Consider the following 18,796-nt stretch of genomic DNA (forward strand, 5'->3'; position numbering starts at 1 on the left):
TCCCGTCCGCAAGATGAGCAGTCCCGCCGAGCCCCGTTGGGGTCTCGGCGGGACGCCCAGTCCAGACGGTTTCGGCACGGCCTTGAAGGCGACCGAAGCTCTGCGCCTCTAACATGACGAATCGCGGCCTTGCCGCTTCCGACGATTGAAGAGAAGTCACTTGGTGAACGACGCCAACCAGATTGCCAGCTTCGGGTCGTTCCGGCTCCTGCCGGCACAGCGCCTGCTGCTGCGCGACGGTGCCCCGGTCGTAGTGGGCACCCGTGCATTCGATATTCTCGTGGCCCTCGTCCAAAACCACAGTCAGGTTCTGACGCATCGGGATTTGCTGGAGCGCGTTTGGACGGGTCTGACGGTGGAGGAATCAAACCTTCGCGTCCATCTCTCCAGCCTTCGCAAGATTCTCGGCGATGGCCAGGAGGGGGTGCGCTACATAGAGAACCTGGTCGGCCGCGGCTATTGCTTCGTTGCGCCCGTCCAATGGTCGAGAGACACGAAACCCTCCGGCGAGCTGCCCACTTCCCAGGAACGTGCCACGCTGGCCAAACGACGCACCCTACCCACCAAGGCGCCCAGGGTTTTCGGGCGGAAGGAAACGATCGACGAGCTTTGTGATCTGCTTTTGTCGCAGAAATTCGTCACCATCGTCGGCTCCGGTGGTATCGGCAAGACGACGGTCGCGGTTTCGATTGCCCACGAGCTTCTCGAGCATTTTCACGACACGACCCTATTCATCGATCTCGGCGAAATACGTGATCCCGGACTTGTTCTGCAGACGATCGCAAGTGCTGCAGGGGCGCCGGCCGCACCGTCCCAGCTCGGCGACAATCTCGCAGCCCACCTCTCCCGCCACAAGACCTTGCTTATCCTCGATAATTGCGAGCATCTCATCGATATCGTTGCGCACATCTGCGAGAATATCTTTCGGGACTGTACGGACCTTTATCTGCTTGCCACCAGCCGTGAAGCGCTCAGGGTTGGCCACGAACAGGTCTATTTTCTGGAACCGCTGGAGGTTCCTGGAAACCATGCAGGCCTCACCATCGCTGAAGCGATGGCATATCCATCCGTACAGCTATTCCTGGACAAGGCCTCGACCGGGGGATTTCGTGAGCCCTTGCAGCCTGAAGATGTCAGGTTAATCGCGAGGATGTGTCGGCGACTTGACGGCAATGCACTCGCCATCGAACTTGTAGCAAGTCGCGTCGGGACCTTCGGCCTGGAAGGCACCTACGACCTCTTCGAGGAGCATCAAAAGCTGCTCTGGAAGGGAAGGCGCAACGCACCGGCGCGTCACCAGACACTCGAGGCGATGCTAAACTGGAGCTATGATCTCTTGGCAGAACGGGATCGAGATGTACTGCAGTATCTCTCCGTCTTCGCCGGGCCTTTTACCCTCAAGGCGGCGCAGGCCGTGGCCGCGGATCCCGACAGTGACCGGCTGGCAGTTGCAAATTCCCTGACCAGCCTAGTCGATAAATCGCTCGTCTGGGTATCGACACAGACGTCGCCGGTTCTTTTCAAGCTCCTCGACACCACTTCGATCTACGCCGGCCAGAAGCTCTGCGAAAGCGGCCGACTGGACGGACTCTGCCGGCGTCATGCACTCTACTGGCTCGAATGCCTCGAATCCGAGGCGATCGGAACCTCGATATTCAGCGGCCGCGACCTGACGAAGTACCTCTCCTATACGGCAGACGTGCGAGCGGCGCTGGAATGGTCCGGACGCCATCTCGGACAAGACGCTGCCTTGTTCGTAAAGCTTGCAGCTGCATCGGCCCCGCTGTTCCTGGCGCAGGGTCTGCTCGGAGAATGTGAGACCTGGTGCAAGGCGGCGCTTGCGGAGATTGCTGATGCGGAGCTTGGGCCTGCTGTGGAACTGGCGTTGCAGGAAGCTCTGGCGATCGCCTCAATGTTTACCCGGGGAAACCACGCTGTCGTCCGGCAGTCCATCCACCGGGGGCTTGAACTTGCAGGCTCGCTGAACATGATCGACCACCAGCTCCATCTATTGGCAGGCGAGAACATTTTCCTGACGCGGACGGGAGACTATCAGTCCGCGCTTGAAGGCGCGCAGCAATGCGCAGTCACCAGCACCGCGAAAGGAACCGCATCGGCTCTGGCCATGGCTGACTGGATGATTGGCTGTGTCCACCACCTCATGGGGGATCAGCGCAAGGCGCAGCTCTTGACCGAGCGCGGCATGGAACGGGCACCGGCGGCGTCCCCCACCGATGTTGACTTCTTCGGGTATGACCACCGCGTCAGGGCGATGATCGTCCTGTGCCGCACCTTATGGCTCCGGGGCTATCCGAAGAGCGCAACGGCGATGTCCGAACGCGCGATCGCGGAGGCCGATCGGCGTCGGCATTCAGTGACGATCTGTATCGCTCTCATCTACACCGCGACTGAGGCCCTCTGGAGCCAGAACCATGCGGCGGCCGCAAGACGTATCGACCGCCTGATCATCCATGCGGAAAATCATGCCCTCGCGCCATACCAGATGGTAGGCATAGGCTTGTCCGGTCAGCTGAAAATCGCAACCGGCGAGATAGACGAAGGTATCGCGGAGCTTAGCCGCGCGCTGGCCTCCCTGCAGTCCGAGGAGCACCATATCCTCACGCCGGCATTTCTGGGCGCGATGGCCAGGGGCCTTTGTCTGCGCGGCGATTTGGCCGCCGCGAACACTGCAGTCCACTCTGCCCTGCAGATGGCCGAGGCGACGGGCGGCCATTGCGACCTGCCGGAACTGCTGCTTGTGGCAGGGGACGTGGTGCGACGCGGCAGCGGTGGCGAAGCCGAGGAAGCCGCGGCATTCTATGCCCGCGCTTTGGAGGTCGCCCGGACACAGGCCGCGCTCCACCAGGAATTGCGCGCCGCAATCGAGCTCGTCGGGCTGAAGCGAATGCCCGGCCGGGAGCTCGCCGAAATCTGCTCGCGTTTCCCTGAGAAAGGCAGCGTCTTCGTCACTGTCGCTCACGATATGCTGCGCAGCCATTCGCCCCCCGCGGCTATTCCCGCCCCGCTTCGATTAATTTCTGGGCCGTCAGTTCAGGATTCGTGAGAAGCACCTCGTGACTACCTGGCATTCCAACCAACCGGAAGACGCCCAAGCGGCTCGAAAGCCTGGGATGACGCGCCCATTCGCCCTGCGGAATATCATTATCCTCCGAGGGGTTGATATAGCTGAATGCTGGGGGCACCCGCTCCCAGCCGGTCATGTCCGCCTTGTCCACCAACGTGCGATACGGCTGCGGCCTGAGTTTTTCATAGATTTCCCACGCATGCTCGATCGTCCCGTCACTGAAGAAGTGTTCTCGCCACATGTGGAACGGGATAACGACAGACCCGTCTCCGGCCTGCTCGGCAAGGGCGCCGAGCGCGGAGCGCAAATGCGGAGGCAATTCATCGGCGAGCGAGTTTCCATGTCGGGGGACATAGGCGGCGAAATAGACCAGGCGTCGGAGCCGCTCCGGCAGGTCGATCGCGATGCGCGAAATGAGATAGCCGCCCCAGCTATGCCCGACGAGAACACAATTGGTCAGGTCATGCTCCCGGATATAGGCGGCGATGGGAGCTACGGATCCCCGCAAATCAACATCCATGTCATCGCCGGCGCGCAGCCCCCCGGCAGTAGGCGTATGGACTTCATGCCCGGCCGCCTCGAGATAACCCCGAACAGGCTCCCATAGCTCGCCGAAGTGCCAGGCGCCGTGGACAAGTACAAATCTCATTGGATACCTCTTTTGCGGGTCAGACCGTCGAAGATCTCCGGGATGTGATAGAGGGGACACGGAGCGACAGGTGTTATGGCGGCGGTAGAGTCGTTACGGCACCACGCAGTTGGCAGGAGCGACCGCACTTGGATGATCCTAGGCAGTCGACTCCGAACCGTTTTGGTTCTGGCTTAGAGGCCAAGCTCGCTGAGCGACGGATGGTCGTCGGGGCGATGACCGAGTTGCCAATGAAACAGCCTGTCGGCTTCATTGATCGGCCGGTCGTTGATGCAGGCGAAGCGATCGGTCATCAATCCATTCGGATCGAATTGCCAGTTCTCGTTGCCGTAGGACCGGAACCAGCTGCCGGAGTCGTCGCGCCACTCATAGGCAAAGCGCACGGCTATCCGGTTGCCGCTCCAGGCCCAAAGCTCCTTGATCAGCCGATACTCCAACTCCTTTGCCCACTTCCGGGTGAGGAAGGACACGACCTCGCTTCGACCTGTGAGGAATTCCGCCCGATTCCGCCAGCGGCTGTCGATACTGTAGGCCAACGCGACACGCTCGGGATTCCGGCTGTTCCAGCCATCCTCCGCGGCCCGCACTTTCTGAGCCGCGCTTGCTTCGTCAAACGGCGGCAGGGGTGGGCGCTGTTCTGTCATGATACTTTCCTCGCCTTCTTTTTGTTGCGGGGATTAAAGGATCGGGGCGCTCTGACGATGAACCGCCGCTAGAAGCTGATCGTTCGGGGGTTGAGAAAGTTCTGGAGCGGCGTTGTCCCAAGGACATTCGCCGAGCCGAATCTCATGGCATTGCGCGGGCGTTCGGATTCCTCGCTCCAAGCACCGTTGATGGCGACGGTGGGTGCATTGATCCGTTCGGCGACCGCGACCCCGAGATCCTCGTCCGAGGTCCACACGCAGCTCGACAGCCGATGCCGGTTGTCGTTCGCCAGTCGAATGGCATCATCTATATCAGCATAGGAGAGAACGGTGATTACCGGGCCAAGGATTTCCCTGCGCGTGATCGACATCTCGTTGGTGGCATGCGCAAAGATCGCCGGCGTCATATAGTTGCCACCGCCGTCATTCCGGGGGACATGTCGGCCGCCATAGGCGAGAGAAGCCCCCTCCCGCAGACCGAGCTCGATAAACTCTTGGAGCACCTGTCTGTGTGCCAGGGAGGGCGAAGGCCCGATAAAGCTCAAGGGATCAAGGGGATCGCCGATCCGCAACTCGCTGACCATCGCAACCAGCGCCTCCGTGAACTCAACGTGACGGTGCCGTGGAGTGAGCAGGCAGGTCTGGTTGCTTTTCCACATTCCGTTCGCCGACAGGCTTCCATATCTAAGCCCCTCTACCGTGGTTCCGAGATCCGCGTCCGGCAGCACGATACCGGTCGAGCGCCCCTGAATATCCAGGAAGACATTCTTGAGCGGTCCGGCCGAAATCGATGCGATCCGCATGGCTGCTGCGCCCGAGCCAGCAAATACAACGGTGTCGACGTCACGATGGGCAGCAAGATATTCCGTTATGGCGGGGTCCGCGACCAGTATGCTTAGCACGCCTTTCCACAGACCCGCCTCCTCCAGAAGATCGCCGAGCCTCTGACCATCAAGTGCCGTCTCGGGCGGAAGCACCAGAATGGCGACGCAACCTGCCAGCAAGGCCGGGAGCAACCATGAGAAGGCAACTTGCTGAGGAGCGTTCCAGGGTACGATGATCGCGACGACTCCGACTGGGTGCCAGCCGCGCAGGGTGCCCGATCCTGCCGTGCCGGCAACGGGTTCGTGCCGAGCAAGATCCGACGCTTCGGCCAGATGCGCTTCGCATTCGCGCAACAGCCCACCGGTCAGGAAGCGGTTGAAATGCACCGTTATGCCGTTCTGCTCGCTCACCAGGTCGGCTATCTCATGGGCAACGCCGGCATAAAGGCTGCGGAAACGCGAGACGATCGCACCACGCGCGACCTGGCCGGCATGGGACCACAGGCCAATATCGAACGCCCGTCGCGATATGGCGACCGCCAGATCGACATCGGCATGCGACGCCAGCGGCACGAGCCCAAGAGGTTCATTCCCATGCGCCGACCGAACCTCGCATAAGGTCTCGCTTCGCGGATGAACGCGCTCGCCGCCGATGAAATTATGCTTGTAGGTCAACATTTTCACCAGTCTCTTCAAGCTGAGGAACGAACAGGCCTCATTGCATTTCCGGATCAACACCAAGGTCGAACTGTCGAAATCCGGCCAAGCGGGCACGTCGTGTCGCCTGCGCAAGAGGCGCCGCGGACCACATGTCGGCCGCAATGCGGTCTTCATCACCGTAGGTTAGAAACGATTTCCAGGCGTGTAGATTGAAGTGAATCCGCGTGAATTCGGGTGAAGGGAAAGCCACCAGATAGGTTGCCCTCCGAAGCCCAAACGGCCGCCAGACTGCAGACGAGCGAGATTACCCGCAAGGTTTCCACGCTTCTCGCAGCGGCACCACGCCCGGGGACGCAAGAAAGTTGCAATAACGCCCGCCTCAGCCCCGCTACGTTCGCATCCGTCCGATGGCTCGACATCGCAACGAGTAAAATCTAACCGAACGGATTTGCGGATGACAGAACGAACCTTCCCCCACCTCTCACGCAGACAGACACTTGTCGCGGGAGCCTCCCTTTCGCTGGCGATGGCCGCACCGGTCTTTGCGGCCGAGAAACGCCCGACAAAATCAAACCCAGGAGCCCTGCCCATGACCGAGAACTCTATCCGTACGAATGACGGCGTCGAAATCTTCTACAAAGACTGGGGCTCGGGACAGCCCATCGTGTTTCATCACGGCTGGCCGCTGTCGTCCGACGACTGGGACGCGCAGATGCTCTTCTTCGTGCAGAAGGGATATCGGGTGATCGCGCACGACCGGCGCGGTCATGGCCGTTCGACCCAGGTGAGCGAAGGCCACGACATGGATCACTATGCGGCCGATGTCGCCGCGCTCACCGCGCATCTCGACCTGCGCAACGCCATCCATGTCGGCCATTCGACCGGCGGCGGCGAGGCCGTGGCCTATGTCGCCCGGCACGGCAAGGATCGCGTCGCCAAGCTGGTGATCGTCGCCGCCGTGCCGCCGATCATGCTGAGGACGCAAGCCAATCCGGGTGGCCAGCCGATCGAGGTGTTCGACGGGCTCCGCACGGCGCTCGCCGCCAACCGTGCGCAATTCTATCTCGACGTCGCATCTGGTCCGTTCTTCGGCTTCAACCGGCCGAACGCCATCGTCTCCCAGGGTTCGATCCAAAACTGGTGGCGCCAGGGCATGATCGGCGGCGCCAAGGCGCACTATGACGGCATCAAGGCGTTCTCCGAGACGGACTTCACCGAGGATCTCAAGAAAATTGAAGTCCCCACCCTGGTGATGCATGGCGATGACGACCAGATCGTGCCCATCGACAATTCCGCACGGCTGGCAGTCAAGTTACTCAAGAACGGTTCGCTGAAAGTCTACGACGGCTATCCACACGGCATGCTCACAACCCATGCCGATGTGCTGAACAAGGACATGCTGGCCTTCTTTAAGGCCTGACACATTTCGTGGCGCGGCCGATCCCACCCCGGTGATCGGCCGCGCCGCAACAAGACCAGCCGCGTGTGGAGGCGCGTACCGAGAAATCCGCACTGACAACGCGGCAAATTGTTCCATGATGCGAAGAGTTCTGGCGTAGGATCTCGGCCGATACGACCAGCCGAGATCCTACGCCATCCCGCGTTCCGCCACGTGTCCGTGCTCGCCCTGTCCGGAATGTCTGTTGGTCCCGGGACCGGCGCGCAACAAGCGAACCCCTATCGCCCCGCTTGACTCTCGTGCTCTATGTCGAGAGCCCGAGCAATCTTAGGCTCAACGTTGGCGACGCCATGACCGCAAGGCTGGCGATGGATGGAAGCCTTCTCCCCAGTGGGCAGCCTCGTCCGTACCCATTCCAATCCCGTGAAGAAGCCCAATTTTCGGGCGCGGCAAGCGGAGTCTCCGCACCCGGTTCAAGGTGCGGAAACCGCATCAGACCAGGCTGAGTTGGGGCGGCGACGCGCGCGGACTGCGGGCCTCCACCGTGCCTGTATCCGAGGCGCGACGGTATTGGCGCCGCCACTTGAAGGGCGTGGCGCCGATATGGCGCCGGAAGACATTGGACAGATGCGACTGATCCGACATGCCGCAGTCCAGCGCGATATGGCTCAAAGGCAGGTCTGTCTCCCGCAGCAGTTCGCAGGCCAACCGCATTCGCTCCCGCAAGATATAGGCGTAGGGGGTCATGTTGATGCTTTGCTTGAAGCTCCGGTGAAACTGGCTGGTGCTCAAACGGCACAGGGCTGCGAGATCCTCGACCCGAAGTTCATTTGCCAGATTGTGTCGGACATGAGCCTGGACCTTGGTGATCTGCCAGGTTGCCAGCCCCCCCACCGCGATTGGCCGTCCACCAGGCCGGCCAGCGCCAGCGCCAGGCGACGCTCCAACGACCTCCCATCCCTCATCGACCTCCTGTTCCTGAGCCGGCATCTGGCGCCCGTTCAGCAGTCGCTCGACGACGTTTCTCAGCTCTCGTGCGGAGAGGGTCGAAAGCCGCCCGTTGAGGCCAGGCGGGTGGCCAATCATGAGCACGCGGTCAGGTTCAAAGCTGCGGACAGGATCATTTTGCATATCGAGAATTCGCGACATCTCGCTCACCTTTTGGGTAGATGCGACAAGCAAGATCGCCTGATCGCAGTGAGATTGTGCGGCGAGCCCGTGCTGTGAACGAGTTAAGTGATGCGAGGCTTCGTGAAACAACGATGCCCCTGTTCTGCGCTGTTTAATGGTGTTTTTCCCAACCGGCCCGGCACGCATTGCTTCGCCGACATCGCTTGGCAGGCGCCGGTTGGGAGACGTGCCACAAGCACGGGAACCTTCGGCAGGAAGGAACGGGCTCGCGCGTTCTGAGGGTGTGTGCGCCGGCTTCCGGCCCGCCTTGGCAGATGCGGGGAAGAGCGGTCAGCTGCCTTCCACCGGAGGGGATGCGGAAGGCAGCTGACGCAATGGATCGCGGATTGGGCGGCATCCGCGGTCCTCGATGCGAACCGGCAGGGGGATCGCATCGCAGTTGGCGGAGGGGGAAACGCCAACCCGTTCTCTTGAACAAATACAGATTAGAAGATCCGCACTGCGCCTGATTGCAAGAAGCTACCATTTCGATGCCGCGAACTGCCAGCCGGCTTACACTGTGCCGGAAGATCGGCGACTTGGCTCGCAAGGGCGGTCGTGTGCCTCAGCGTTCGAACACCGTATCTTCTTGCCGGACGAGGGAACCTTCCTCGCGTCCGGCTCGGAAGCGCACCGCGGTTGGCCGGAGAGAAGCATACACTCCCAGCAAACACGCGCCGAGCGCAACCAACAGCAGATAGTGCATGTGGATAAAAGGCGCAGTGGGCAGAAGCGCCCCAATGAGCACGGGCGTCAGCCCGCCGAAAAATGCGAAGGTGATGTTGTAGGCTAGTGAAATGCCGGTGAACCGGACACTGCTGGGAAAGGCCCGGACCATGAAGCAAGGGACCAGCCCGACCATGCCCTTGAAAAACGAGGCAATACCATAAAGGAGATAGACATTCCCGCTTGCCGGGGTCACTTGGGAATAGAATAGAAAAGTGGTTGCAGCGAACGGCAGGCTTGCCAGCATGTAGTATTTGCCCAGCCCGATCCTGTCGGCAAGATAGCCTGCGGCAAGAGCGCCGGCAAAAACACAGGGCGTTCCGAAGGCAGACACGGCTAACGCGGTCTGGGGATCGAAGCCATAGTGCTTTTGCAGGATCAGCGGCGTCATGAGCGTCGTGACAATGACGACCGCCGAGAGAATCCAGGTCGAAACGACGGAGATGGAAATAGCCTCCCAGTGGCTGCGCAACACGATTGCGATGGGAAGCGACTTTGCAAGGGCACGCTCCTCCCTTGCCCTCAGGAAGACCGGCGTTTCGCTCAGCCAGCGCCGCAAGAACGCCCCCAAGAGCCCCAAGACACCCGCAACCACAAACGGGACGCGCCAGCCATAATCCAGCATTGCCTCGAGAGAGAAATAGCTGTTTGCCACCATGGTGACCACCGAGGCCATGAATACGCCGACAATCAGGGAGGAACTCATGAAACTGCAGGCGAGCCCCAGATGACGCGCGGGAACGTGTTCGGCGATGAACGTCCAAGCACCCGGCGCCTCGCCCCCGATTGCGGCGCCTTGGACGATGCGCAATAGAACCAGCAGAAGAGGTGCCATCCAGCCCGCTGTTGCATAGCTCGGGATCAATGCGATAGCGATGGTCGCAAACGCCATCAGCAGAATTGAAAACAGAAAGACCCGCTTGCGACCCGAGAGGTCGCCGAAGTGGGCCATGACCAGGCCGCCGACCGGGCGAAAGATATAGCCGGTCGCAAAAATACCAAGCGCCTGCACGTCGGCCAGCCACTCCGGCATGTCGGGCGGAAAGAAATTCTTGCTGATGACCGGGGCGAGAAAGAGGAAGATCACGAAGTCGAAAAACTCGAGCGCGCCTCCAATGCCGGACAGCGTTAGAAGACCCGGTAGCCCTGTCGTGCTCTTCTCCATTGCAGCCCCCATATGCTTATGGGAACGCTATCCCAATCGCGAAATACGGACAATGGCAATGAACCGCAAGTGTCTCGTGATACGTCCTCGCAATGGTTGCGGCATCCGTAACCGGGGTGGAATGCCGCCTTGGTCGGAGAACTGTGTTCAGCAACCCGTCACGATGCCTTCGCCTCTCCGGCTTCTGTCATCTCGGCCAGCAATTCTGCCGCCGTCACCATGTCAGCAGTGTGGAAGCCCTCGGTGAACTGCGCATAGAGATGCTCCAACCTCATTCTCGCGTTCTTCGCGCCTTCCTGGTTCCGATGGGTCCTCGCCAAGCCCGTTTCCGCGCGAAGGCGCCAAGCCGGGGCGCCCTGGCTGTCGGCGAGCGATATGGAATCGAGAAAGCTGGCGCGGGCGATCAAGTCATTGCCTTGCGCATGCTGCACCTCACCGCGAACCCGCAACAATTCCGGCGCCTCGAGGGCGCCGCCATTGGCGAAGACTCCCTTCAGCGTGTCATCGATCACCTGACATGCTTCGTCCGCCAGGCCGCAGTCGGAAAGCGCCTTCGCCAAGGTCGCCGCAAGCTGCGGAATATAGATTTCATAGCGATCCTGCCGCAGCACACCGATGGCGCTTCGCAACATCGCGACACCTTTGTCTAAATCCCCGGTCCTGATCAAAGATTGGCCCGCCATGCCTTGACCGACGGCCTGGTATGGCCGCAGCGAATGGCGCAGCGCATGAAAGCGTAGCCGCTCCGCAAGGTCTTCGACACCATCCCAGTCCCCGACCCACTCGAACACGGAGGCGCTCCATATCAATCCGATGCAATAGGTCACGGCGTCCGGCGCAGCGCCCTCGGTCCCGAGAGGTCTTGCTGCCGCGATGGCCTGGTCCGGATATCCCTGAAGCCACAGGCATCGCGAAAGCGCTATGTTGGGATTGCGGTGAAAGGCGAAATGGCCAGGCTTGATTCGGCGGAACTCTGCCATCGACAGCGCCGTTTCCAGATGGTGGCGGGCAGCCTTTTGGTTGCCGGCCAGATGAAACGCGACACCGAGAAGATTGTGCGCGGCTGCCTTTCCGGCGGGCTCCCCGATCCGGTCGGCCAGAGCCTCCGCCTGTTTGGAAAGCGGCTCCAGCTGATCATATCTTGCCATGCGGCGATATAGCATGTGGAGGCGACTCAGCAGCCGGAACTGGCTGCGATGGTCGTCGAGTCGTCGGGCGACATCCAGGGCGCGTATCAGGGCACTCATGGCCTTGTCGGAATTGCCCTCCGTGAAAGTCAGCGCATGACCGAGCGCCGCGTCGAGCTCCATCTCGACCTTGCTGGAACGGCTGCCGTCATCAAGGACCTGGAGCGCCTTTTCCGTCCAGCGCCGACATTCACTCAACAGCGAAAACTCGATGAAGACATTGCCCATTCCGGCCGCCAGCCTGTTCGCGACGGTCCTATCTCCCTGATCGGAAAAGGCCCAGCGCAATGCCGAATTCGCTTCCCGTGCCAGAAATTGCTTGGTCTGCTTCAACAGTTCGACCGGCTCAGTCAGCGGTGACGCGTTCGCCTGCTCAAGCGTGGTCAGCATGTGGACGGCGTGGCTCTTGGCCATCTGCTCCAATTCACCGGCCTCGACCAGCTTGGTAAAGGCATATTCCCTTGTGGTGTCGAGCAGCCGATACTCCGTGAAGTCACCACTGCGGGCAATGGTGATAAGCGATTTTGCCGCCAGCCCCTCGATGGCCTCAACCACGCGGTCCGGCCCCAGCATTCGGTCGGAGACCACGGCGGCGGCCGACGCGTGGACGAATGGTCCGACGAAGATCGCCAGCCGACGGAACACCACTTGCTCCGCCTCATAAATCAGCTCGTAGCTCCAGTCGATCATCGCCGCCAGGGTTTGGTGGCGAGGCGGGGCGGTGCGCCTTCCCTGCCAAAGCAATCGGAATCGTCCATCGACCAGCGCGGCGGTCTCCTGAAGACCATGCGTTGCAACCCGGCTGGCGACCAGCTCGATGGCGAGCGCCATGCCATCGAGCTTGCGGCAGATCTCCGCCATGATCCCGGCATCGGCATCGGAGAGTTCCGCATCATAGCCATGGGCCGCCGCGCGTTCGGCAAGGAGCCGAGTCGCGGAAAAGCTGAGCAGTTGCGATGCGGTCATCGCGGTCTCTTCGGGAGGGTGGTCCAAGGTGGGCAGGAGGATGACGTGCTCGCCCTCGACCCGCAGGCGCTCCCGGCTGGTCGCAAGGATGCTGGCGCCTGGAGCATCCAGATAAATCCGCTCCGCCAGGGGCGCGAGAGTCCCGATCACGTGTTCGCAGCTATCAAATACGATCAGTGCCCGACGCTCGCGCAGAAAGTCGACAATCTCGGCCGTCGGATCATTCGACTGCAGAATGATGCCGAGGGTCGAAGCCACGGCGCTGGCGACGAATGTCGAATCCTCGAGAAGCGCCAGGTCGAGGAAATATACAGAGCCCTCAAAGGCTTCGAGCATCTGATTGGCGACCGCAACGGCGACCGTGGTCTTGCCGATTCCGCCCGGACCGTGGATGGTTACAAATCGATGCGGGACAAGCTGGTCCGCAATTTTGCGGATATCCTCATCGCGCCCGACCATCCGGTCCAACCGGCGGGGAAGCAAGCCGGCGCTGCGCTCGGGAGACGGCTTCGAGCGTGCGCGCTGCGGCGCGATGACCTTGGTGGGGGCAACCAGACAATAGCCGCGCCCGGGCACGTTGGCGATGTAGCGCGCATTGCCTTCCCCGCATCCGAGCACCTTGCGCAAACCGCTGATGTGATAGCGCAGACTGCCTTCATCGACGGTCAGGTCCGGCCATGCGCGGGCCAGCAGGTCCTCCTTGCCAACGACCTGCCCGGCATTTTCCGCAAGCGCGACCAGCAGATCGAATGCCCGGCTGCCAAGCGGCATGGCGCGCCCGTCCTTTTCAAGACGGCGTTCCGCAACGAAGAGCAGAAAATGATCGAATGCGTAGGCCTGTCGCATTCCTCCGCCTCATCCTTCTGTTACCTGCCGATCCGACGACGTCGCTATCCGCGACGGGGAACTCGTATCAGACTTCTGACGGGGCTTTGTTCATTGTCAACTCTACCCACAATATTGAAATATCCTAATGTAGACGCCGAGGCGCCGGACGGGACCCAAGGTCACGCATTGTATCCGCCATCGACGTCCAGCACGCTGCCGGTGATGAAGGATGCTCCCGGCCCGGCTAGGAAGACAATCGCATTTGCCGCCTCGTCCGACCGGCCAAGCCGCTTGAGAACAGTGGAAGCCCGCTCCGCCGCAACGAGATTGTCGGGCGCCGCCAACTGATCGACCTCCATTGGCCCCAGTTGCACAACGTTCACCGTGACACCGCGGGGGCCAAGGTCGTGCGCGACACCTTTGCAATAAGCCACGATCGCCGCTTGGGTTGCGGCGAAATCGGCAAGGCCCGGGGTGCCGACCCGGTCGGCCACACTGGCCCCTATCGCTATGATCCGGCCGCCGTTGCCAATCAACCTTGCGGTGGCGCGGATCAGCGAAATTGTTCCCATGACATTGACGTAGAATTGCTCGTCGATGGCCTCCTCGTCCTGCGCGATGTCATCGACCTGCCATTGAAGCCGGAGCTGCGCATTGGCGATCACGATGTCCAGTTGACCGAACTCCGCCATGACCGAGCGCAGCAGATGCGTGGCTTCGGTGCAGTTCAGCCGCGCCGGCGACCGAAACATGGCAACCGTGCTGCCGGCAGCGCGCAGCTCTTCGACGAATGACGGTTCTGCCGTAGCGCCTGCAACCGTCAACGCGAGGGCGGCGCCCTTCCGTGCAAGTGTGCGTGCGGTGGCCGGCCCGACGCCGCGATCGACATTGGTCAACAATACCACCCTGCCTTTCAGGGGCCCTGCGCTGTTACGCTTAATATCCAAGTCACGCCTCCCCTGCGCGGCGTTGAGTCGCCTGCATCGGGTAAATGCTTCGTCCGGTGGTGGCGGACAATCTTGCAAGATCGTGACATGACAAGGACCGATTCAGGGCCATGCGTCCTAACAACTCCTAACACCAGTTAACTCGCTTCACGGCAGCCTGTGTCGCACTCTCATCCTCATGCAGAGAGCGAGGATATAGCGATGCCGACGACCATCACGCTGATTCCGTTTCACGGATCTTCCGCCGGGAAAATTGTTTGGCTTGACCCGGGGGCGGCGGAAGCTGAAGTCCGTCAACGAGCGAGACCTGCGGAAAAGCCCGAATTCGGACTATCCGGCTGGCAGGTAACCAAGGTAGCGCGCTTTATCGACGAGAACATCGAAAAGCGCATCCGGGTCTGCGATCTCGGCGGTCTGGTCCGGCTCAGCAGTAGCCGGTTCTCCAAATGTTTCAGGATTTCCGTCGGCCAGTCGCCATACAACTTCATCCTTTCGCGGCGCATCGACGCTGCAAAGCGGCTGCTTGCCACCACGGACGAGCCGCTCTGCCAGGTTGCGCTGGCCTGCGGCCTCTGCGACCAGTCACATCTGTCCAACGTGTTCAAGCGCCTGGTGGGCGTCACACCGCTGACCTGGCGCCGGCGCCAATTGCATATTGCGGTGATCGCGTCTCTCAATCCGGCACGTTCAGGAGTGGCCAGCACGGAATATGCGACGCCGCGGCGTACAGTCCATCCGGACGTCCCGCAACGGCATGCGGAAATGTCTCCCCTTGGAAAGGTCCTGGCACTTCGGCCACGAGGGTCCGCCAAAGCGGCGCCACAGGTCTCGCCGCCTGTCGGCCCCATGCAACCGCATCCGCGTTCCACCCAGTCGGCTCCTTGCCCCATACGCCGTGGAGCCGAGGGGTGAGGAGCGCCTCGACCCTCGTGATCCTGGCAGCCACTGTCGCCGCAATCTCGGGGTCCGTTCATACTGGAGGTGAGGCCGTCAGGGGCGACGCGCCGTCGGCCAAATGCAGCGTCCTCCAACCACAGGTATGGCAGAGCAGGACCAATCCGCGACGACAGGGCGTGGACGGGGGCCGTTCGAGCAAGCTCGCCGGATACGAATACCCGGCAGATCGGAAAGGTCCACGCATAAAGGCGGAACGGCCCGTTGACGGCAGTTTCAAATGGTCACGCGCCATCATCATGGGTCACAGCCACGATGCCCGGGATGAAGACCGAACCAAAGCCTTAACCTGCCGGCGCGTGGCAACCCGATCACCCGCCCCCTTTCGCACCACAGCCTGGAGAAACCGAATATGACGAGACTGACCGTCAATGGCGTGACGCACGAGGTCGATGTGCCCGAGGACATGCCGCTCCTGTGGATCCTGAGGGACGTCCTTGCTCTGACCGGCACCAAATACGGATGCGGCATCGCGCAATGCGGCGCCTGCACCGTTCATCTCAACGGGATGGCCATTCGCGCCTGCCAGACCACGCTCGACATGATCGGCGAGGACGAGATCATCACGATCGAGGGCGTGGCCGGTTCACCCAACGGCGCGAAGGTGCAGGCCGCATGGATCGAGAAGGACGTTCCCCAATGCGGCTATTGCCAGTCGGGACAGATCATGTCGGCCACCGCGCTTTTGAACGCATATCCGCAGCCCAGCGACGCCGATATCGATGCGGCGATGGCCGGTAACATCTGTCGCTGCGGGACCTATGTCCGCATCCGCGACGCCATTCACGCGGCCGCCAGGTGAGGAGACGATGATGATCAGGAACCTCTCTTCACGCCGCAATTTCCTCAAGGGCACGGCATTGGCAACGACCGGGCTCATGCTGGCCGTGCAGGTGCCAAAGACAGCAGGCGCATCCCGGGCCAAGGAGAGCGCGGGCGCCTTCGCGCCGAATGCCTTCGTCCGGATCGACGATCGCGGGATTACCCTGATCATGCCCCATACCGAATTTGGCCAGGGCATCCACACCTCCAGCGCCATGCTTGTGGCCGAGGAGCTCGATGTCGACCTCGACCAGATCAGGGTCGAACCGGCTCCGCCGGACATCGACCGATTCATGGACCCCATTCTCTACGACCAGGCGACCGGCGGCTCGACATCGACTAGGACGGACTGGATGCGCCTGCGCGAAGCCGGAGCCGTCGCAAGGCTCATGCTCGTCACGACCGCCGCGGCGCGGTGGAAGGTGGATGCTTCGGCCTGCCGCACCGAAAAGGGCATCATCCATCACGACCCGTCCGGCCGCTCAGTAAGCTATGGCGACATTGCCGCCGAGGCGGCGGAACTGCCGCTTCCGGTCGAGATTCCGCTGAAGCCCGCCGCGCAGTTCAAGATCATCGGTTCACCCGTAAGGCGCCTGGACACACCGGCAAAGGTCGATGGCTCCGCTCTCTACGGCATCGATGTCCTGGTTCCCGGTATGAAGGTCGCGACATTGGCGAGCGCCCCGGTGAAGGGCGGCAGGATCGCCTCCCTGGACCGGGCGGCGGCAAAGGCCGTCGAAGGCGTCATCGATATCGTGCAGGCCGGGGATTTCGCCGTGGCCGTGATCGCCGAGCATATGTGGGCGGCGATCAAGGGTATCGAGGCGCTCGCCATTCGATGGGACAGCGGAGCCAACGGGCGGGTCTCGGTCGAGACGATCGTCGAGGCAATGGAGCATGCCTCGAATGGCGCGGCGGTTGTTGTGCGAAAGGAAAAGGACGCGCAAGCCGCCATCGAGGCCGCGCCGATCAAGCTGTCGGCGGTCTACCAGTCGCCGTTCTTGTCGCATTCCGCGCTCGAACCCCTCAGCTGCATCCTGCATATCCGGGACGACAAGGCGGACGTCTGGGTGGGAACCCAGGCTCCCGTCCGCGCGCAGAAGGCGGTCGCCGACGTGACCGGCCTCGCGATCGAGAACGTCACCCTGCATAATCAACTCATGGGCGGCGCCTTCGGCCGCCGCCTCGAGGTCGATTTCATCGAGATCGCCGCCCTGCTGGTGAAAGACATCCGATATCCGGTGAAGATGGTATGGACCCGCGAGGAGGACATGACCCACGACTATTGCCGGCCTTATTACTATGACCGGGTCGCCGTCGGGCTCGACAGCGAGGGAAAACTGCTCGGACGCACCCACCGGGTGACCGGCTCTTCCATTTTTGCGCGCTGGGCACCCGCCGGCTTCATCAACGGGGTCGATCCCGATGCCGTCGACTGCGCGGAAAGGACGCCCTATGACGAGGACGTCGTGCATGTCGACTTCGCACGAAACGAGCCCGATGGCGTCAACACCAGCTGGTGGCGGGGCGTCGGCCCCACGCATAATCTCTTCGTCATCGAGAGCTTCATCGACGAAATGGCGCAGGCGACGGGCAAGGCCCCCCTGGACTTTCGCCGTGGCTTGCTGACCAGGAATCCGCGAGCCCTGGCCGTGCTGGAACTGGCGGCGGCCAAGGCCGGCTGGTCGACCCCGCTCCCGCTCGGCCAGGGCAGAGGTATCAGCCTGCAATTCGCCTTCGGCACCTATCTGGCGCATATCGTCGCCGTCGAGGTGACGGCGCGGGGCGATATCAGGCTGCTGCGGTCCGTCATCGCGGTCGACTGCGGCAGCACGGTCAACCCCGACACGGTGCGGGCACAGATGGAGGGCGGCGCGATCTTCGGCCTCAGCGCGGCGCTGCATAACGAGATCACCCTGACGGATGGCGCGGTCGACCAGAGCAATTTCGACAGCTACCGGATGCTGCGCATCGACGAGGCGCCGAAGATCGAGGTCCACCAGATCCGCAACAACGAACCGCCCGGCGGCATCGGCGAAACCGCGACGGCATCCGCCGCCGGAGCGCTGGCAAACGCGATCTTTTCCGCCACAGGAAAACGCATACGCACACTGCCCCTGGCAAAAGCCCTGACCTGAGCGTCACCCCCAAGACGTGGAGCGAGCCGGCCGGCCTCCAAGCCACTCATGCCGCGCTCGCCTCTCCCTCGCTCCGTTTCATTGAAATCGCGGCGCCGACGAAGTGCCCGGCGTCCGGACGCGCGCTAAGCGCGCGGCAGCCGGCCTGTTCGAACGCCAATACCCGCACAACAGGAAGGGCATCAGACCTGTCATCCGTGGCTCGCTGCGAGTCTCGGTCAGGGATCAGCCTGCGGATCCCTCAAAGCAGAAAACCTCGCTACGGGCATAGCCCGAAGCGAGGTTGGAAGGAAACCCCGATCGATCTTGACCCTGGTGCGCAGGCTTCGATGCCGTATCGCGCCGCGGTCGAGAACAGTCAGTGATTACCAAGCCTGGTGCGGTTAACCAGCTTCAGGCTGCCGTCAGACTGAACCAAGTAGATTTCACTGTATTCGTTACCGTCATGCATCAGCAGGTGGTGAACCGGCGAACCCACCGGCGCCTTGGAGAGGCCCGTGGTCGGGCCGGCGCCGTAGGTGATGCTGCCGGGAACCGGCTCGAGGGCAAATGCCGGCACGGCGAGAAGGTTGAGGAATGCGAGTACTCCGATAATGGCTTTCATGATCTTTCTCCTTGTCAACAGCAGCGGG

The 18,796-nt window shown here is 61.8% G+C and carries 13 protein-coding genes; 5 read left to right on the top strand and 8 right to left on the bottom strand.

Annotated features, from left to right (window positions below):
• Positions 1–163: 163 nt before the first annotated feature.
• A complete protein-coding gene (locus tag L867_RS25860) occupies positions 164–3,064 on the top strand; it encodes an ATP-binding protein (protein WP_169734106.1) in 2,901 nt (966 codons plus the stop codon).
• Here L867_RS25860 and L867_RS27135 read toward each other — a convergent pair.
• The 3 genes from L867_RS27135 to L867_RS25865 all read right to left on the bottom strand — a co-directional run bounded on the left by L867_RS27135 (position 3,012) and on the right by L867_RS25865 (position 5,880).
• Entirely contained in the window at positions 3,012–3,734 is a 723-nt protein-coding gene (locus L867_RS27135; protein WP_084638655.1) for an alpha/beta fold hydrolase, read from the bottom strand. The genes L867_RS25860 and L867_RS27135 overlap by 53 nt on opposite strands.
• 173 nt (positions 3,735–3,907) lie before the next feature.
• The gene (locus tag L867_RS0119855; protein ID WP_028738480.1) at positions 3,908–4,378 is read right to left on the bottom strand and encodes a nuclear transport factor 2 family protein; all 471 of its coding nucleotides are present in this window, start codon (positions 4,376–4,378) and stop codon (positions 3,908–3,910) included.
• 68 nt (positions 4,379–4,446) lie between these two features.
• Positions 4,447–5,880, bottom strand: coding sequence for an aldehyde dehydrogenase family protein (locus L867_RS25865; RefSeq protein WP_051439119.1), 1,434 nt, complete (start codon positions 5,878–5,880; stop codon positions 4,447–4,449).
• A 571-nt stretch (positions 5,881–6,451) separates the two neighbouring features.
• Between L867_RS25865 and L867_RS0119870 the strand changes: the two genes are divergently transcribed.
• Positions 6,452–7,282 (top strand): alpha/beta fold hydrolase, encoded by an 831-nt coding sequence (locus L867_RS0119870; RefSeq protein ID WP_028738481.1) that lies wholly within the window; start codon positions 6,452–6,454, stop codon positions 7,280–7,282.
• A gap of 471 nt (positions 7,283–7,753) precedes the next feature.
• Here the strand turns inward: L867_RS0119870 and L867_RS27140 are convergent, their stop codons facing one another.
• The 4 genes from L867_RS27140 to L867_RS0119890 form a co-directional block, all read right to left on the bottom strand.
• Positions 7,754–8,410, bottom strand: coding sequence for a helix-turn-helix domain-containing protein (locus L867_RS27140; protein WP_169734107.1), 657 nt, complete (start codon positions 8,408–8,410; stop codon positions 7,754–7,756).
• 586 nt (positions 8,411–8,996) lie between these two features.
• A complete protein-coding gene (locus L867_RS0119880; RefSeq protein ID WP_028738482.1) occupies positions 8,997–10,322 on the bottom strand; it encodes an MFS transporter in 1,326 nt (441 codons plus the stop codon).
• Between the two features lie 158 nt (positions 10,323–10,480).
• Positions 10,481–13,321 carry an ATP-binding protein gene (locus L867_RS25875; RefSeq protein WP_037174023.1) on the bottom strand — a complete coding sequence of 947 codons (2,841 nt, stop codon included), beginning with the start codon at positions 13,319–13,321 and terminating at the stop codon, positions 10,481–10,483.
• A 161-nt stretch (positions 13,322–13,482) separates the two neighbouring features.
• Positions 13,483–14,208 (bottom strand): SDR family NAD(P)-dependent oxidoreductase, encoded by a 726-nt coding sequence (locus L867_RS0119890; protein ID WP_232363979.1) that lies wholly within the window; start codon positions 14,206–14,208, stop codon positions 13,483–13,485.
• A 243-nt stretch (positions 14,209–14,451) separates the two neighbouring features.
• Between L867_RS0119890 and L867_RS26595 the strand changes: the two genes are divergently transcribed.
• The 3 genes from L867_RS26595 (at position 14,452) to L867_RS0119905 (ending at position 18,164) form a co-directional block, all read left to right on the top strand.
• Positions 14,452–15,162 (top strand): helix-turn-helix domain-containing protein, encoded by a 711-nt coding sequence (locus L867_RS26595; protein WP_051439123.1) that lies wholly within the window; start codon positions 14,452–14,454, stop codon positions 15,160–15,162.
• A gap of 394 nt (positions 15,163–15,556) precedes the next feature.
• Entirely contained in the window at positions 15,557–16,006 is a 450-nt protein-coding gene (locus L867_RS0119900; RefSeq protein WP_028738484.1) for a (2Fe-2S)-binding protein, read from the top strand.
• 10 nt (positions 16,007–16,016) lie between these two features.
• Entirely contained in the window at positions 16,017–18,164 is a 2,148-nt protein-coding gene (locus tag L867_RS0119905) for a xanthine dehydrogenase family protein molybdopterin-binding subunit (protein WP_028738485.1), read from the top strand.
• A 358-nt stretch (positions 18,165–18,522) separates the two neighbouring features.
• Here L867_RS0119905 and L867_RS0119910 read toward each other — a convergent pair whose 3' ends face one another.
• Entirely contained in the window at positions 18,523–18,768 is a 246-nt protein-coding gene (locus L867_RS0119910; RefSeq protein WP_028738486.1) for a hypothetical protein, read from the bottom strand.
• Between the last annotated feature and the right edge of the window lie 28 nt (positions 18,769–18,796).

The organism is Paenirhizobium selenitireducens ATCC BAA-1503 (assembly GCF_000518785.1).
GTDB lineage: Bacteria > Pseudomonadota > Alphaproteobacteria > Rhizobiales > Rhizobiaceae > Allorhizobium > Allorhizobium selenitireducens.

Bases quoted from the DNA above. Each gene is read 5' to 3' on its own strand.
- L867_RS0119870 (WP_028738481.1), top strand. From the start codon at position 6,452: ATGACCGAGAACTCTATCCGTACGAATGACGGCGTCGAAATCTTCTAC.
- L867_RS0119880 (WP_028738482.1), bottom strand. From the start codon at position 10,322: ATGGAGAAGAGCACGACAGGGCTACCGGGTCTTCTAACGCTGTCCGGC.
- L867_RS25875 (WP_037174023.1), bottom strand. From the start codon at position 13,321: ATGCGACAGGCCTACGCATTCGATCATTTTCTGCTCTTCGTTGCGGAA.
- L867_RS26595 (WP_051439123.1), top strand. From the start codon at position 14,452: ATGCCGACGACCATCACGCTGATTCCGTTTCACGGATCTTCCGCCGGG.
- L867_RS27135 (WP_084638655.1), bottom strand. From the start codon at position 3,734: ATGAGATTTGTACTTGTCCACGGCGCCTGGCACTTCGGCGAGCTATGG.
- L867_RS0119900 (WP_028738484.1), top strand. From the start codon at position 15,557: ATGACGAGACTGACCGTCAATGGCGTGACGCACGAGGTCGATGTGCCC.
- L867_RS27140 (WP_169734107.1), bottom strand. From the start codon at position 8,410: ATGTCGCGAATTCTCGATATGCAAAATGATCCTGTCCGCAGCTTTGAA.
- L867_RS0119910 (WP_028738486.1), bottom strand. From the start codon at position 18,768: ATGAAAGCCATTATCGGAGTACTCGCATTCCTCAACCTTCTCGCCGTG.
- L867_RS25865 (WP_051439119.1), bottom strand. From the start codon at position 5,880: ATGTTGACCTACAAGCATAATTTCATCGGCGGCGAGCGCGTTCATCCG.
- L867_RS0119855 (WP_028738480.1), bottom strand. From the start codon at position 4,378: ATGACAGAACAGCGCCCACCCCTGCCGCCGTTTGACGAAGCAAGCGCG.
- L867_RS0119905 (WP_028738485.1), top strand. From the start codon at position 16,017: ATGATCAGGAACCTCTCTTCACGCCGCAATTTCCTCAAGGGCACGGCA.